Genomic DNA, 13784 nt, shown 5'->3' on the forward strand with positions numbered 1-13784 from the left:
AATGAATACTACAGATAAAATAACACCATGGAGAAGATTTGTGGGACTTTTAAAATTAGAAAAAAAAGATATTTTTCAAATTTTCTATTACGCCATATTTGGTGGTGTTGTAGCACTATCATTACCTTTAGGAATACAGGCAATTATTAATTTAATTCAAGGAGCTCAAATATCTACTTCTTGGGTAATTTTAGTTATTGTTGTTACAATTGGCGTTATATTTTCTGGCGCTTTGCAATTAATGCAATTAAGAATTATAGAAACAATTCAACAAAGAATTTTTACTAGAGCTTCTTTTGAGTTAAGCTATAGGTTTCCTAAAATTAAAATGAATGAGCTACGTAATAATTATCCGCCAGAATTAGCAAATAGATTCTTTGATACCTTAACAATACAAAAAGGATTGTCTAAAATTTTAATTGATGTACCTACCGCTTTATTACAAATAGTATTTGCATTAATATTGCTTTCTTTTTATCATCCTTTCTTTATAATTTTTGGTATTCTTTTATTACTTCTAATTTATATCGTTTTTAAATTTACTGCACAAAGAGGTTTAGAAACTAGTTTAAAAGAATCTAAAATTAAATATAAAGTTGCCCATTGGATTCAAGAAGTTGCAAGAACCGTTGTAAGTTTTAAACTATCTGGTAATACAAATTTAGCATTAAATAAAAATGACGATTTGGTAAGTAAATATTTAGAAGCTAGAGAAAATCACTTTAGAATTTTAATTTTACAATTTAGCCAAATGATTGGCTTTAAAGTTATTGTTACTGCTAGTTTATTATTAATTGGTGGTGCATTAGTTCTTAACCAAGAAATGAATATAGGACAGTTTGTTGCTGCAGAAATTATCATTTTATTGGTAATACAGTCTGTAGAAAAATTAATTGTTGGCTTAGAGTCTTTTTATGATGTGCTTACATCCATAGAAAAAATAGGACAAGTTGTTGATAAAGAATTGGAATCGCAAGAAGGTGAAAAACCAATTTTTAAGAAAGGTTTATCTATAGAGTTAGACAACGTTTCTTATACTGTAGAAGATAGAAAAAAACCAATTATTAAAGATATTTCTTTAACTATTAAACCAGGATCTAGAATTCTTGTACACGGAGAAAGTGGCGCTGGTAAATCTAGCCTTTTAAGATTAATTGCTGGTGTAATAGAACCCACAGAAGGTAATATTTATATCAATAATTTATCTTTAAATAGCTTACACCTTAATCATTACAGATCTCAATTAGGTTTATCTCTTTCAGATGAAACACCTTTTGAAGGCTCTATTAGAAATAATTTAGTTTTTGGTAATAAAGAAATTACAGATGATACAATTTTTGAAGCTTTAGATATTGTTGGTTTAAATCAATTTTTAAAAGAACAACCTAACGGATTAGAGACTGTTTTATATCCAGAAGGCAAACAAATGTCTTATACAATTGCTAAGAAAATAATTTTAGCAAGATCTATAATAAAAGCACCAAAAGTAATGATCTTAGAAGATCCATTAGATCAATTTAATCTAGAAGAAACTGTTAAAATAATTAGCTATTTAACAGATGCTAGCAGACCTTGGGCATTAATTGTTGTAAGTAGTAAAAAGAGTTGGAAAACACAATGCAGTCAAATTATAACTCTAGAAAAAGGAGAAATTAAATCTATAAATTAATAATCATGTTAAATATTTCTAACAATCAATTAAATAATAAGGTAGATTTAAAACAATTTAAATCTGGTAAAGATATTTTTACAAAAAACTACTACAAATCTTTAAATAAGTTTTTGTTAGCTTTTGCTATTATTGGTTTTATCCTTTTATTTTTACCTTGGACGCAAAACATTACTAGTCAAGGTTTAGTTACCACATTAACTCCAGAACAAAGACCACAAAGTATACAATCTCAAATACCTGGAAGGATTGAAGAATGGTTTGTAAAAGAAGGGGATTATGTAAAAAAAGGAGATACTATTTTAAGAATCTCTGAAATTAAAAGTGATTATTTTGACAACCGATTAATAGAAAGAACTAACAATCAAATAAATGCAAAAAATTCTTCTGTAAATGCATATCAACAAAAATCTAATGCTTTACAAAGACAAATAAATGCATTAAAAGACGAGCAAGTTTTAAAAACTGCTCAATCACAAAACAAACTTTTGCAATCTAAACTTAAAGTACAAAGTGATAGTATTGCCTTACAAGCTGCAAAAACTAATTTATCTATTGCAGAAAAACAGTTTTTAAGAACAGAAACGTTGCAAAAAGAAGGTTTAAAAGCGGTTGTAGATGTAGAACAAAAACGTTTGAAACTACAAGAAACTCAAGCTAAATTAATAGCTCAGCAAAATAAACTATTAGCAAGTAAAAATGATGTGATCAATGCAAAATTAGAATTATCTAGAATTAAAGCAACTTTTACAGATAAAATTTCGAAAGCACAAAGCGATATGTATACAGCAAGATCTAATGGTTTTGATGCAGAAGCACAGGTCTCTAAGTTAGAAAATAGCAATAGCAATTATAAAGTTAGAAATAGTCTTTTATACGTTACTTCTCCACAAAATGGATACATCAACAAAGCTATTAAAGGAGGTATTGGAGGCACTTTTAAAGAAGGAGAATCTTTAGTTGGTATTATGCCAGAAAAGTATGATTTAGCCGTAGAGACTTATGTAAAACCAATAGATTTACCGCTTTTACACATAGGTGAAGAAGTAAGAGTTCAGTTTGATGGTTGGCCTGCAATAGTTTTTTCTGGATGGCCAAATGTATCTTATGGTACATATGGTGGTACCGTAGTTGCAATAGAAAATTTTATAAGTGACAACGGTAAATACCGTGTTTTACTAGCGCCAGACGAAAGAGAAAATAAATGGCCAGAAGCAATTAGAGTTGGTTCTGGAGCAAAAACAATCGCATTATTAGAAGATGTACCAATTTGGTTCGAGTTATGGAGACAGTTAAACAGCTTTCCGCCTAATTACTATCAACCAAACACAAACAAAAGCAAAAAAGAAACTAAAAAGTAAAACAATGAAGAAGTTTTTACTAATACTAACAATGTTATTTTTTTCTACCAATTATGCACAAGAAGAAATTAGCAATCAACTAACTTTATCAGAGTTTTTAAGTTACGTTAAAAATTACCACCCAATAGTAAGACAAGCTAATTTAGTTTTAAATTCTAGTGAAGCTAAATTGTTAAAAGCTAGAGGTGCATTTGACCCCAAGATAGAAGTAGATTTTGATAAAAAACTATTTAAAGAAAAAGAATATTACAACAAATTAAATAGTTCTTTTAAAATACCAACTTGGTACGGAGTAGAATTTAAAGCTAATTTCGAAAAAAATGATGGTTTATTTTTGAATCCAGAAAACAATGTCCCACTAGATGGTTTATACAGTGCAGGTGTTTCTGTATCTTTAGCTAAGGGTTTACTTACCAATAAAAGAATGGCTGCTTTAAAACAAGCAAAATATTATGTAAATCAAGCAAAAGAAGAACAACAAATATTGGTAAATAAAATTCTTTTTGATGCTTCATTAAGTTACTTTAATTGGTTAAAAGCATATAAAGAAAAATTAGTTTTTATTTCTTTCTTAGAAAATGCAAGAATTAGATTTGAAGGAACTAAAAGAGCTTTTCAAGAAGGTGAAAAACCAGCTATAGATACTTTAGAAGCAGGTATAACATTAAACTCAAGAAAATTAAATTTAGAAAAATCTGCAATATACTATACCAAAGCGTCTTTAGAATTGTCTAATTTTTTGTGGCTAAATAACAACACACCTATCGAGTTAAAAGAAAATATAATTCCGGATTTAGAAGCAAAAAATTCTGTTGATAAAACATTTAATATAGCCTTATTTAATCAAGAAGATTTCGATATCGAAAATCATCCTAAAATAAAAGCGTTAGACTTTAAGGTAAAAAGTTTAATGGTAGAAAAGCGTTTAAAAAAGAATAATTTACTTCCAAAAATAGATCTTCAGTATAATTTTATTTCTGCGGATGGAAATCGAATTAATTCTTTTAATTCATCGAATTACAAAGCTGGTTTAAATTTTAGTTTTCCAATATTTATAAGAAAAGAAAGAGGAGATTTAAAATTAGCTAAAATAAAATTACAAGATCAACAGTTAGAAGCCAAAACTGCTAAAGTCACCATAAAAAACAAATTGAATAGTTTGTTATTAGAACTAGATTCTTTTGATAATCAAAATAACTTTACAGATGCCATAGTAAGAGATTATAATGTTTTATTAAAAGCAGAAGAAAGAAAGTTTTTCTTAGGAGAAAGCTCTTTATTCTTAGTAAATTATAGAGAAGAAAAATTTATTGATGCTCAGTTAAAAGCTATCAAATTAGAAAACAAATTCTTTAAAACGAAAGCAAAACTATTTAAAGAAGCAGTTTTTAATATTAACGACAATTAATCTGATTCTTCTAACGTAAAAAAATCATTTACAGGAATCTTAAACACTTTAGACAACTTTAAAGACAAAACTGTAGAAGGCACATACCTATTTTTTTCTATAGAGTTTATAGTTTGCCTGGAAACACCAATTGATTTTGCTAAATCGTCTTGAGTTAAATTTAAAATAGCTCTTTGTACTTTTAAAGTATTTTTCATGTTATCTATTTAGTCTTTTTAACTGCCAAAAAATCATTAGCTGCACAACTAACATATAAAATAAAACTTCAAAATAAGTAAAACCTACTAATTTTTCATCAGCATTAAAAAGTTTACCCACACCATAATTAATAATTGGTTGCAGCAAAGAGTATAAAATTGCTAAAACAAAAGCTATTCTGTAAGATTGTGCTCTTAAAGTTTCTATAAACTCATCCTCTTCTCTATCTTTTGATATAGAAATTAGCAACATACCAACCAAAAGCAAGCCAGATAACAACGGTTTTACCCAACTTGGTTCGTCAAAAAACTTTTTAACAATCATCAATCCAAAAATAAAAAAGGTTGCATAATAACCAATCTTTTTAAATTTATTTGACAATTGAAATTTATTCATTTTCTCAATATAACTTCTTTCTCGTTCACAAACAGATATTTTTGGCATAACAAAACTATTTTACAATTAGACAAATAAACTTTATATAATGTCAAATATACTTTACATTTTATAATTTTACAATTATTTTTAAGTATATTTAAAAATCAATCAACTAAACTTTTTTAAAATGACTACAAATTCGAATAAACCTAGTAAAGCTTTTTGGATAATTGGTATTCTTGCTTTATTATGGAATTTAATGGGTACAAGCGCATACTTGTTTCAAACATTAGCTACAGATGAAATGATTGCAAATATGCCACCAGAACAGCAAGCAGAAATGATGATAGAACATCCGGCGTGGTTAACTGCATTATTTGCATTAGCTGTGTTTGGCGGAGTTATAGGTTGTATTTTTTTTCTTGCTAAAAAGAAATTTTCTTATTATTTGTTTCTTTTATCAGGAATTTGTGCAACAATACAACAAGTTTATATTTTAATAGATATCGATTTAAGCATGTACATTATGCCAATATTGGTAATTTTAGTTTGCCTATTTTTAATTTGGTATTCTAAAAAATGTATTGCAGATGGTATTCTAAAATAATTAGTGTAAATCCTATTCAAAAAAAGCAGCTATAAATTCTGCAACACAAGCTGGTTTTTCTTGTCCTTAAATTTCTATTGTGCAAGAAAAAGTAGCTTTTATACCATTTTCACCTAAACTTTCTGTTTTCTTTAATTTTGAAATCATTATTAACTTACTGTTTACAAGAACAGGGTTCGGAAAGCGAACTTTATTCAATCCGTAGTTTAAACCCATTTTTAAACTTTTAATAGTAAAAATGTTTTCTAACAATTTAGAAATCATAGAAACAGACATAAAACCATGGGCAATTGTGCATTTGTAAGGGCTTTCTTTTAAAGCTCTTTCTTCATCTACATGAATCCATTGTTTATCTAAAGTGGCATTAGCAAAATCATCAATCATTTCTTGAGTTACTGTATACCATTCGCCAATTGGCAAATCTTTACCTTCTAACCTTATAAACTCACTTAACGTATTTAATATTAATGGCTTCATTATATCTCATCTAAATGTTAAAAAATCAACTTCTAATTTAACAAAATAAACAAGTTCTAAACTATATCAAATTATTAATTTAGAAAAAATTTTAAACCCATGAAACAACTAACCTATTTCCTCCTTTTATTTACGTGTATTTTAAGTGCACAAACAAGCCCAAAATGGCTAAGACATTCTAGTATCTCACCAGACGGATCTAAGATTGCTTTTACTTATAAAGGTGATTTATATACTGTAGCAAGTTCTGGCGGAACCGCAAAACAACTTACCTTTCATAGTGCGCATGATTATATGGCAACTTGGAACAAAGATGGATCTAAAATTGCTTTCGCATCTAATAGATATGGTAATTTTGATGTTTTTGTAATGAATGCAAACGGAGGCACCGCAAAAAGATTAACTTTTCACTCTAATAACGAAACTCCGTATAGCTTTACATCAGATAATAAAAATGTTGTTTTTGGTGCTATAAGACAAGACGATGTTCGTCACAGACAATATCCGCACGGTTCTCAAACAGAACTTTACAGTGTACCTGTAAAAGCTGGTAAAGTTCAGCAATTGTTAACCATTCCTGCAGAATACACACAATTTTCTAAAGATGGTAAAACGATGCTTTATCAAGATAAAAAAGGAGGCGAAAACGAATGGAGAAAACATCACACATCTTCTATTACCAGAGATATTTGGATATATAACACCAAAACTCAAAAGCATAAAATGATTACTACAAATACTGCAGAAGACAGACAACCTGTTTTTTCTTCGGATGAAAAAAGCATGTATTTTTTAAGTGAAAGAAACGGAACTTTTAATGTCTTTAAATCGAATTTAGAAAGCGGAGTTTCTGCAGAACAAATTACAAACTTTAAAACTCATCCTGTGCGTTTTTTAAGTATTGCTAATGACATGCTTTCATTTGGTTATGATGGTGAAATTTATACATTAAAAGAAGGTGAAAAACCTAAAAAAGTTGCCATAACAATTACTACTCAAGATAAGGAAAATACAGATAAATATGTTTCTGTAAATGGCGGAATTAACGAAATGGCTGTTTCACCAAATGGTAAAGAAATTGCTTTTATTGCTCGTGGTGAAGTGTTTGTAACTTCTGTAGATAAAACTTTTACTAAAAGATTAACCAATACACCAGAAAACGAACGTTTTGTAAATTGGAGTTCTGATGGAAAATCTGTAATATATTCTAGTGAAAGAAATGGAAAATGGAGCGTTTTTAAAACTGAAAAACAACGTAAGGAAGAACCTTTCTTTTACGCAGCTACACTTGTTAAAGAAAGTGCTTTAATAAATAATAAAAAAGATAATTATTTAGCACAATACTCACCAGACGGAAAAAAAATTGCTTTTATTGAAGGAAGAAGAACTTTAAAAATTTTAGATGTAAAATCTAAGAAAGAAGTAACTCTTTTAACTCCTAAAGATTTATTTCACATGAGAGATGGCGACAAGAATTTTACTTGGAGTCCTGATAGTAAATGGCTACTTGTAGATTGGTCTAAAACCTTAAACAATGGTGAAATTTTATTAATGGCTGCAGACGGTTCTAAGCGTGTAAATTTAAATGAAAGTGGTTATTACGATTCGAATCCTAAATGGGTAAATAATGGTAAACAAATGATTTGGTTTAGCAATAGAAACGGATTAAAATCTTACGCAACAAGTGGTAGTTCTCAAAGCGATGTTTATAGCATGTTTTTTACACAAGACGCTTGGGATGAATTTAATCTAAGTGATGAGGATTATAAACTAATGAAAGCTATTAAAGAGGAAGAAAAGAAAAATTCTAGTAAGAAGAAAGAAAAAGATACTAAGAAAAAAGATGCCGATAAAAAAGACAAAAAAGAAGTTAAACCTTTACAGTTCGATTGGGATAATTTACAAGATAGAACAAAGAGGTTAACAATTCATTCTTCTCGTTTAGGTGATGCTGTACTTTCTAAAGATGGCGATAAACTATATTATTTATCAAGTTTTGAAGGTCGTTCTAATTTATGGACTACAAATTTAAGAACCAGAGCAACAAAAATGCTAATGAAGTTAAATGTTGGTTACGGTAGTTTAACTTGGGATAAAGAAATGAAAAATCTGTATTTACTTAGCAGCGGTAGAATCACAAAATTAAATCCAAGTACAAATAAACAAAAACCAGTTAGCATTAAAGCGGAAATAAAGTTTGATAAAATTGCAGAAAAGCAAGCAATGTTTGATCATGTTTGGCTAAGAACAAACGCTGTTTTTTATCACTCTAATTTTCATGGAAAAGACTGGGAAAAATTAAAAAAAGAATATCAGAAATACATCCCATATATTGGTAATGAATTCGAGTTTTCTGAAATGTTATCAGAGTTATTAGGAGAATTAAATGTATCGCATTCTGGTGCTGGTTTTAGAGGAGGAAATGTTAAAAATGCAGATGCTACAGCTTCTCTAGGTATTTTTATGAATCATAATTTTAAAGAGCACGGTATTTTAATTGATGAAGTTATTAAAGGCGGTCCTTTAGACAAAGCTAAATTTAATATCAAAGCTGGCATGATTATTAAAAAAATTAATGGCGAATTAATTGATAAAAATACAGATGTTGCCAAATATTTAAATCGTGCAGCAAATAAATTTATGCTGTTAGAAATAGAAAACCCATCAACAAAAAAATTACAAACAATAACAGTTAAACCTATCACATTAGGACAAGAAAACAGATTATTATACAAAAGATGGGTAAAAATAAATGAGAAACAAGTAGAAAAAGAAAGTAATGGCCAATTAGGCTATGTTCATATTCCTGGTATGAGTGATGGACCTTATAGAAGTATTTACCAAGATATGATGGGTAAATATTTAGATAAAAAAGGTGTAATAATCGATACTCGATTTAACGGTGGTGGAGATTTAGTTGCAGATTTAGCAATGTTTTTTACGGGTGTACCATTTTTAACTTATGCAACAGAGGCTAAAGTTGTTGGCGGAGAACCAACTTCGAGATGGACAAAACCAACTTTATCTATATTTAATGAAAGTATGTATTCAGACGGACATTGTTATGCTTCTGGTTACACAGATTTAAAAATTGGTAAAACTGTGGGTATGCCAGTTCCTGGAACTTGTAGTTTTGCAGGTTGGGAAACATTACCTAATGGTAGTTATTGGGGAATTGTACCTGTTTCTGCTAAAAATAAAGCTGGAGAATGGATGGAAAACAACCAAACAGAACCTACAATAAAAGTAAAAAATATGCCAGGTAAAATAGATAATGGTATCGATGAGCAATTAATTATATCTATTCGAGAATTATTAAAAGATGTAAACTAAAAGTAATAAAAATGCGAAGAGATATCTTCGCATTTTTTATTTAAGTTTACCAAAAAGATCGTCTTTAATTCTAGGTAATTGTAAATGATATTTTACAGAAATTGCCCTTATAGTTATAACCACCAAAGCCGCAATTATAAAAATAAATTTCTCTGGTAAAATTGAGAATTTAAAAAGTAATAAATAAATTATTCCGCCAGCTAAACAAGCAGAAGCGTAAATTTCTTTTTCAAAAATTAAAGGTACTTTATTTGTTAAAACATCTCTTAAGACACCTCCAAACACAGCAGATATCATTCCCATAATTAAAGCAATTATTGGGTGTAAATTAAAAGAAAGTCCTTTTTGTAAACCTAACAAAGTAAAAACACTAATACCAATAGTATCAAATAAAAACATGGTTCTACTTAAAAATGCTATTTTACTTTTAAATAAAAAAGTAAATACAACAGCTGTAAAAATTACATACAAATAATTTAGATCTGCAATCCAATTTATAGGATGTGCGTTTATTAAAACATCTCTTAACATTCCGCCACCTACCGCGGTTACAAAAGCAATTATAATTACACCAAATAAATCGAACTTTTTATCAGAAGCGACTAAGGCACCACTTACCGCAAAAGCAAAAGTTCCTAAAATATCTAGTACATAAACAACATCCATTTTAAACGCTAACTTCTGTAAATTTGATGTTTAATTCTTTTTGAATTTGATGTACTTTATCTAATTCATTAGAAAGAATAAAAGCCAAAGAAGTACCGGTATTTCCTGCTCTTGCGGTTCTACCACTTCTGTGTGTATAATATTCTAATTGTTCTGGTAATTGATGATGAATTACAAATTCTAAACCACTAACATCGATACCACGAGCAGAAACATCTGTAGAAACTAAATATTGTAAATTTTCTTTTTTGAAAGCACGCATAACTTTATCACGCTCTTTTTGTTGCATATCACCTTCTAAAGCGCCTGCAGAAAAACCTTCTTCTATTAAAAAGTTTGCAAGATTTTGCGCACCTGCTTTAGTTCTACAAAATATAATACCTCTTTGCGTACCTCTTTTTTCTAAAAACGTAACAATATCATCTGCTTTCGTTTTTAAAGTAGTTTTTACAAATTGATGTCTAATATTTGCATTTACCAAAGCATTTTTATTGACTTCGATTCTTGGCGCATTAGCATCCATATAAGTTTTAATAATACGCTTAATTTCTTCTGGCATTGTTGCAGAAAACAACCAAGTATTACGATTACTTTGAGAAGAGAATTTTAAAATTCTATTTAAATCTTGTTTAAAACCCATACTCAACATTTCATCAGCCTCATCTAAAACAACTGTTTTTACATGACTAATATCAATATCTCCTCTTTCTATTAAATCGATTAATCTACCAGGTGTAGCAACAACAATATGAGTAGTTCTTTTTAGATTATTGATTTGTCTGTCAATTTTTTCTCCACCAAAAACAGCTTCAACAAAAATTTTATCTTCATTAAATTTCGTAAACTTAAAAAGTTGCTTTTTAATTTGCTGAACCAATTCTCTGGTTGGAGACAAAATTAGCGTTTGAATATGATCAGATTTAGCATCAATATGGTGTAAAATAGGCAATCCAAAAGCTGCAGTTTTACCCGTACCAGTTTGCGCCAAACCAATAAAGTCTGTTTTCGATTTTATTAATATAGGAATTGCTTTTTCTTGAATTTCTGTTGGTTTAGAAATACCTAATTCTTTAATCGATTTTATATATGAAGGTTTGATACCTAATTCTGAAAATGATGCCATTTTGTCTCTAAATTTTGTGCAAAGATACTTTTATTTAACAGGTTGTAATACTTTTAGAACATTTTCTCTAATTCTAGAAGGTTTATAGCTTATAGCATCTAACATTCCCCAAACAGTTTTAGCTTTTACAAGTAAAATATTATTTTTATAAAACTCCATTAAACGTTCAGATTTAAAACCTTTGGTTTCACCAACCCAAGTTTTTACAGTAATTACATCGCCAATTACAGCTTGTTTTAAATATTCAATTTCGTGCTTAATTACAACCCAAACATATTCTGGTAAAGGATTGTTTCTAGTTAAATACGCCCAATGTTCAAAAGCAACTTTATCCATCCATTTTACATAAACCACATTATTTACATGGTTTAAATCATCAATATCATTAGAAGTTACTGTAATATTTAATTCAAAAATATCTTTCATTTATTAATTTTCTACAAAACTAAAACATTAATAATTCTATAACAATAAAAGTGGTTTCATTTTCTATTTAAATACCGTAATTTGCAACTTCTTCTATGAATAAACTTGCAAACGAATTAGGTACAGAAAAAATTAGCAAATTGCTTTTAAAACAAGCAGTTCCTGCAACCATTGGTATTTTAGTAATGTCTTTAAACATGATTGTTGATACTATTTTTGTAGGACAATGGATTGGTGTTTTAGCTATTGCAGCCATAACTGTAGTTTTACCAATTGCTTTTTTAATTTCTTCTATAGGAATGGGAATTGGTATTGGAGGAAGTTCTATCATTTCAAGAGCATTAGGCGCTAATAATACAGAAAAGGCTTTTTTAACCTTCGGAAATCAAATTTGTTTAACAGTAATTTTAGCAATACTATTTGTAGTTTTAGGAAATGTTTTTAGCATTCCTATTTTAGATTTATTCGGTGCTAAAGGTGAAATTTTACCAATTGCATCAGAATATTTTAGTGTTATTATTTACGGTGTTCCTTTTTTAGCATTTGCAATGATGGGAAACCCAACCATTCGTGCTGAAGGAAAACCAAAATTTGCAATGTATGCAATGATGGTGCCTGCTGTTTTAAATGTTGTTTTAGATATTTTATTTATAAAATATTTTAATTGGGGAATGTGGGGTGCTGCTTTAGCAACATCGCTTTCTTATGCTAGTTGTGGTTTGTATATTTTGTATTTCTTTTTATCATCTAAAAGTGAATTAAAAATTATACCAAAAAACTTTAAACTTAATTTTAATATTGTAAAAGAAATCGCTCAATTAGGCAGTATTTCTATTGTAAGACAAGGTGCAGTTAGTATTTTAATGATTGTTTTAAACTACTCTCTTTTTACCTATGGTGATGAAATTTCGATTGCTGTTTTTGGGATTATTAATAGAGTCATGATGTTTGCCTTCTCTCCTATTTTAGGTGTTTCACAAGGTTTTTTACCTGTAGCAGGATTTAATATTGGAGCAGAAAAAAACGAAAGAGTTAAAGAAACCATTAAAAAATCTATTTATTTTGGATCTATTATTGGAACCATCATATTTATAGCAGTTGCTACTTTTAAAGAGCAAATAATTTGGATATTTACTAATGATGCCACACTTTTAGACAAAACACCTAATGCAATGCTAATTGTATTTTTAGTAACACCAGTTGTAGCTATGCAATTGATAGGTTCTGCCTACTTTCAGGCAGCTGGTAAAGCAATGCCAGCATTATTTCTTACGCTATTAAAACAAGGAATTTTCTTAATTCCGTTAGCGTATATCTTACCAAAATATTATGGTGTTCTTGGGGTTTGGTGGTCTTTTCCGATTGCCGATCTATTATCAACAATAATAACTGTTATAGTATTAAAAAGAGAAATAGATAAAAATCTACAATAAGGATTCACCGTTTAAATTAGTAGTTAAAATATCGCTAAACAAGTTAAAAAACGGTCGTAAAGCTTTAAAACTTTTATCTACTTCTTCTATAAAATTTGGCGCTAATACTTCTGCATCTGTAAAATTTCTAGTGGCAATAAACCCTTTCTTTCTTAAAAGATTTACATCTGGATGCTCTTTATCAAAACCTCTTGGAGCCGTTTTTAATTCAGAAAAACTACCAAATTCTTTTCCAAAATATTTTTGATAATTTTTATCCTTTAAAATATCTTTTATTTCTGATGCATCTAACTCTATTTCTTTACGAATTCTAAATAAATCTTCTTTATTTGGCTCCCAAAATCCGCCAGCTAAAAAAGATTCTCCTGGTCTTATTCTTAAAAAATAACCCCCTCTTAATTCTTTACCTAATCTAGAAAAAGAATTTGCAAAATGGGCTTTATACGGTGTTTTATCTTTAGAAAAACGAACATCTCTATAAATACGCATCATTTTTGATTTCTCAATATCATCATGCTTTTGTAGGTTTAAATGTACTTCTTCAAAAAAAGCTTTTGCCTTTTTTTGCTCTAAAACATAAGTTTCTTTATGTTCTGCAAACCAATCTCTATTATTGTTTTTTTGTAAGTCTTTTAAAAATTTTAAAGTAGATTTTTCAATTTGCATTTTATAGATCTTTTAAAGTATAAATTTACAAAATAGATT

13 protein-coding genes are annotated in these 13784 nt (G+C 28.8%); 6 read left to right on the forward strand and 7 right to left on the reverse strand.

The window, feature by feature from the left end:
- Position 1: 1 nt before the first annotated feature.
- From BXQ17_RS04735 to BXQ17_RS04745, 3 genes are read left to right on the forward strand one after another with little or no spacing between them, the layout of a single operon-like run.
- Complete coding sequence (locus tag BXQ17_RS04735) at positions 2 to 1669, forward strand: peptidase domain-containing ABC transporter (RefSeq protein ID WP_077809543.1); 1668 nt, start codon at positions 2 to 4, stop codon at positions 1667 to 1669.
- 5 nt (positions 1670 to 1674) lie between these two features.
- Positions 1675 to 3030: an HlyD family secretion protein gene (locus tag BXQ17_RS04740; protein WP_077809544.1), complete on the forward strand. Its 1356-nt coding sequence runs from the start codon at positions 1675 to 1677 to the stop codon at positions 3028 to 3030.
- A 4-nt stretch (positions 3031 to 3034) separates the two neighbouring features.
- Complete coding sequence (locus BXQ17_RS04745) at positions 3035 to 4438, forward strand: TolC family protein (protein WP_187661430.1); 1404 nt, start codon at positions 3035 to 3037, stop codon at positions 4436 to 4438.
- Here the strand turns inward: BXQ17_RS04745 and BXQ17_RS04750 are convergent.
- Both BXQ17_RS04750 and BXQ17_RS04755 read right to left on the reverse strand, forming a co-directional pair.
- The gene (locus tag BXQ17_RS04750; protein WP_077809545.1) at positions 4435 to 4635 is read right to left on the reverse strand and encodes a helix-turn-helix transcriptional regulator; all 201 of its coding nucleotides are present in this window, start codon (positions 4633 to 4635) and stop codon (positions 4435 to 4437) included. The genes BXQ17_RS04745 and BXQ17_RS04750 overlap by 4 nt on opposite strands.
- Before the next feature lies 1 nt (position 4636).
- Complete coding sequence (locus BXQ17_RS04755) at positions 4637 to 5080, reverse strand: hypothetical protein (RefSeq protein ID WP_077809546.1); 444 nt, start codon at positions 5078 to 5080, stop codon at positions 4637 to 4639.
- A gap of 121 nt (positions 5081 to 5201) precedes the next feature.
- On the opposite strand from BXQ17_RS04755, the gene BXQ17_RS04760 reads away from it, so the two are divergent.
- Complete coding sequence (locus BXQ17_RS04760; protein ID WP_077809547.1) at positions 5202 to 5621, forward strand: hypothetical protein; 420 nt, start codon at positions 5202 to 5204, stop codon at positions 5619 to 5621.
- Positions 5622 to 5687: 66 nt separating this feature from the next.
- On the opposite strand, the gene BXQ17_RS04765 is transcribed toward BXQ17_RS04760, so the two are convergent.
- On the reverse strand, positions 5688 to 6098 hold the full coding sequence (locus tag BXQ17_RS04765) for a MaoC family dehydratase (protein WP_077809548.1): 411 nt from the start codon (positions 6096 to 6098) through the stop codon (positions 5688 to 5690).
- Positions 6099 to 6197: 99 nt separating this feature from the next.
- Here BXQ17_RS04765 and BXQ17_RS04770 point away from each other — a divergent pair, with 99 nt between their 5' ends.
- The gene (locus tag BXQ17_RS04770) at positions 6198 to 9431 is read left to right on the forward strand and encodes a S41 family peptidase (protein ID WP_077809549.1); all 3234 of its coding nucleotides are present in this window, start codon (positions 6198 to 6200) and stop codon (positions 9429 to 9431) included.
- A 36-nt stretch (positions 9432 to 9467) separates the two neighbouring features.
- Here the strand turns inward: BXQ17_RS04770 and BXQ17_RS04775 are convergent, their stop codons facing one another.
- The 3 genes from BXQ17_RS04775 to BXQ17_RS04785 are packed head-to-tail and all read right to left on the reverse strand — an operon-like array spanning position 9468 to position 11646.
- Positions 9468 to 10097 (reverse strand): trimeric intracellular cation channel family protein, encoded by a 630-nt coding sequence (locus BXQ17_RS04775; protein WP_077809550.1) that lies wholly within the window; start codon positions 10095 to 10097, stop codon positions 9468 to 9470.
- A gap of 1 nt (position 10098) precedes the next feature.
- Complete coding sequence (locus tag BXQ17_RS04780) at positions 10099 to 11220, reverse strand: DEAD/DEAH box helicase (protein WP_077809551.1); 1122 nt, start codon at positions 11218 to 11220, stop codon at positions 10099 to 10101.
- A gap of 30 nt (positions 11221 to 11250) precedes the next feature.
- Positions 11251 to 11646, reverse strand: a complete 396-nt coding sequence (locus tag BXQ17_RS04785) for a thioesterase family protein (protein WP_077809552.1) — start codon at positions 11644 to 11646, stop codon at positions 11251 to 11253.
- Between the two features lie 95 nt (positions 11647 to 11741).
- On the opposite strand from BXQ17_RS04785, the gene BXQ17_RS04790 reads away from it, so the two are divergent.
- Entirely contained in the window at positions 11742 to 13079 is a 1338-nt protein-coding gene (locus BXQ17_RS04790) for an MATE family efflux transporter (protein ID WP_077809553.1), read from the forward strand.
- On the opposite strand, the gene BXQ17_RS04795 is transcribed toward BXQ17_RS04790, so the two are convergent.
- Positions 13071 to 13745, reverse strand: coding sequence for a DUF2461 domain-containing protein (locus tag BXQ17_RS04795; protein ID WP_077809554.1), 675 nt, complete (start codon positions 13743 to 13745; stop codon positions 13071 to 13073). The genes BXQ17_RS04790 and BXQ17_RS04795 overlap by 9 nt on opposite strands.
- Positions 13746 to 13784: the final 39 nt, after the last annotated feature.

The sequence above is a fragment of the Polaribacter sp. BM10 genome (assembly GCF_002005425.1).
GTDB classification, from domain to species: domain Bacteria; phylum Bacteroidota; class Bacteroidia; order Flavobacteriales; family Flavobacteriaceae; genus Polaribacter; species Polaribacter marinaquae.

Bases quoted from the DNA above. Each gene is read 5' to 3' on its own strand.
- BXQ17_RS04745 (WP_187661430.1), top strand. From the start codon at position 3,035: ATGAAGAAGTTTTTACTAATACTAACAATGTTATTTTTTTCTACCAAT.
- BXQ17_RS04760 (WP_077809547.1), top strand. From the start codon at position 5,202: ATGACTACAAATTCGAATAAACCTAGTAAAGCTTTTTGGATAATTGGT.
- BXQ17_RS04750 (WP_077809545.1), bottom strand. From the start codon at position 4,635: ATGAAAAATACTTTAAAAGTACAAAGAGCTATTTTAAATTTAACTCAA.
- BXQ17_RS04790 (WP_077809553.1), top strand. From the start codon at position 11,742: ATGAATAAACTTGCAAACGAATTAGGTACAGAAAAAATTAGCAAATTG.
- BXQ17_RS04780 (WP_077809551.1), bottom strand. From the start codon at position 11,220: ATGGCATCATTTTCAGAATTAGGTATCAAACCTTCATATATAAAATCG.
- BXQ17_RS04755 (WP_077809546.1), bottom strand. From the start codon at position 5,080: ATGCCAAAAATATCTGTTTGTGAACGAGAAAGAAGTTATATTGAGAAA.
- BXQ17_RS04770 (WP_077809549.1), top strand. From the start codon at position 6,198: ATGAAACAACTAACCTATTTCCTCCTTTTATTTACGTGTATTTTAAGT.
- BXQ17_RS04795 (WP_077809554.1), bottom strand. From the start codon at position 13,745: ATGCAAATTGAAAAATCTACTTTAAAATTTTTAAAAGACTTACAAAAA.
- BXQ17_RS04740 (WP_077809544.1), top strand. From the start codon at position 1,675: ATGTTAAATATTTCTAACAATCAATTAAATAATAAGGTAGATTTAAAA.
- BXQ17_RS04765 (WP_077809548.1), bottom strand. From the start codon at position 6,098: ATGAAGCCATTAATATTAAATACGTTAAGTGAGTTTATAAGGTTAGAA.
- BXQ17_RS04785 (WP_077809552.1), bottom strand. From the start codon at position 11,646: ATGAAAGATATTTTTGAATTAAATATTACAGTAACTTCTAATGATATT.
- BXQ17_RS04735 (WP_077809543.1), top strand. From the start codon at position 2: ATGAATACTACAGATAAAATAACACCATGGAGAAGATTTGTGGGACTT.
- BXQ17_RS04775 (WP_077809550.1), bottom strand. From the start codon at position 10,097: ATGGATGTTGTTTATGTACTAGATATTTTAGGAACTTTTGCTTTTGCG.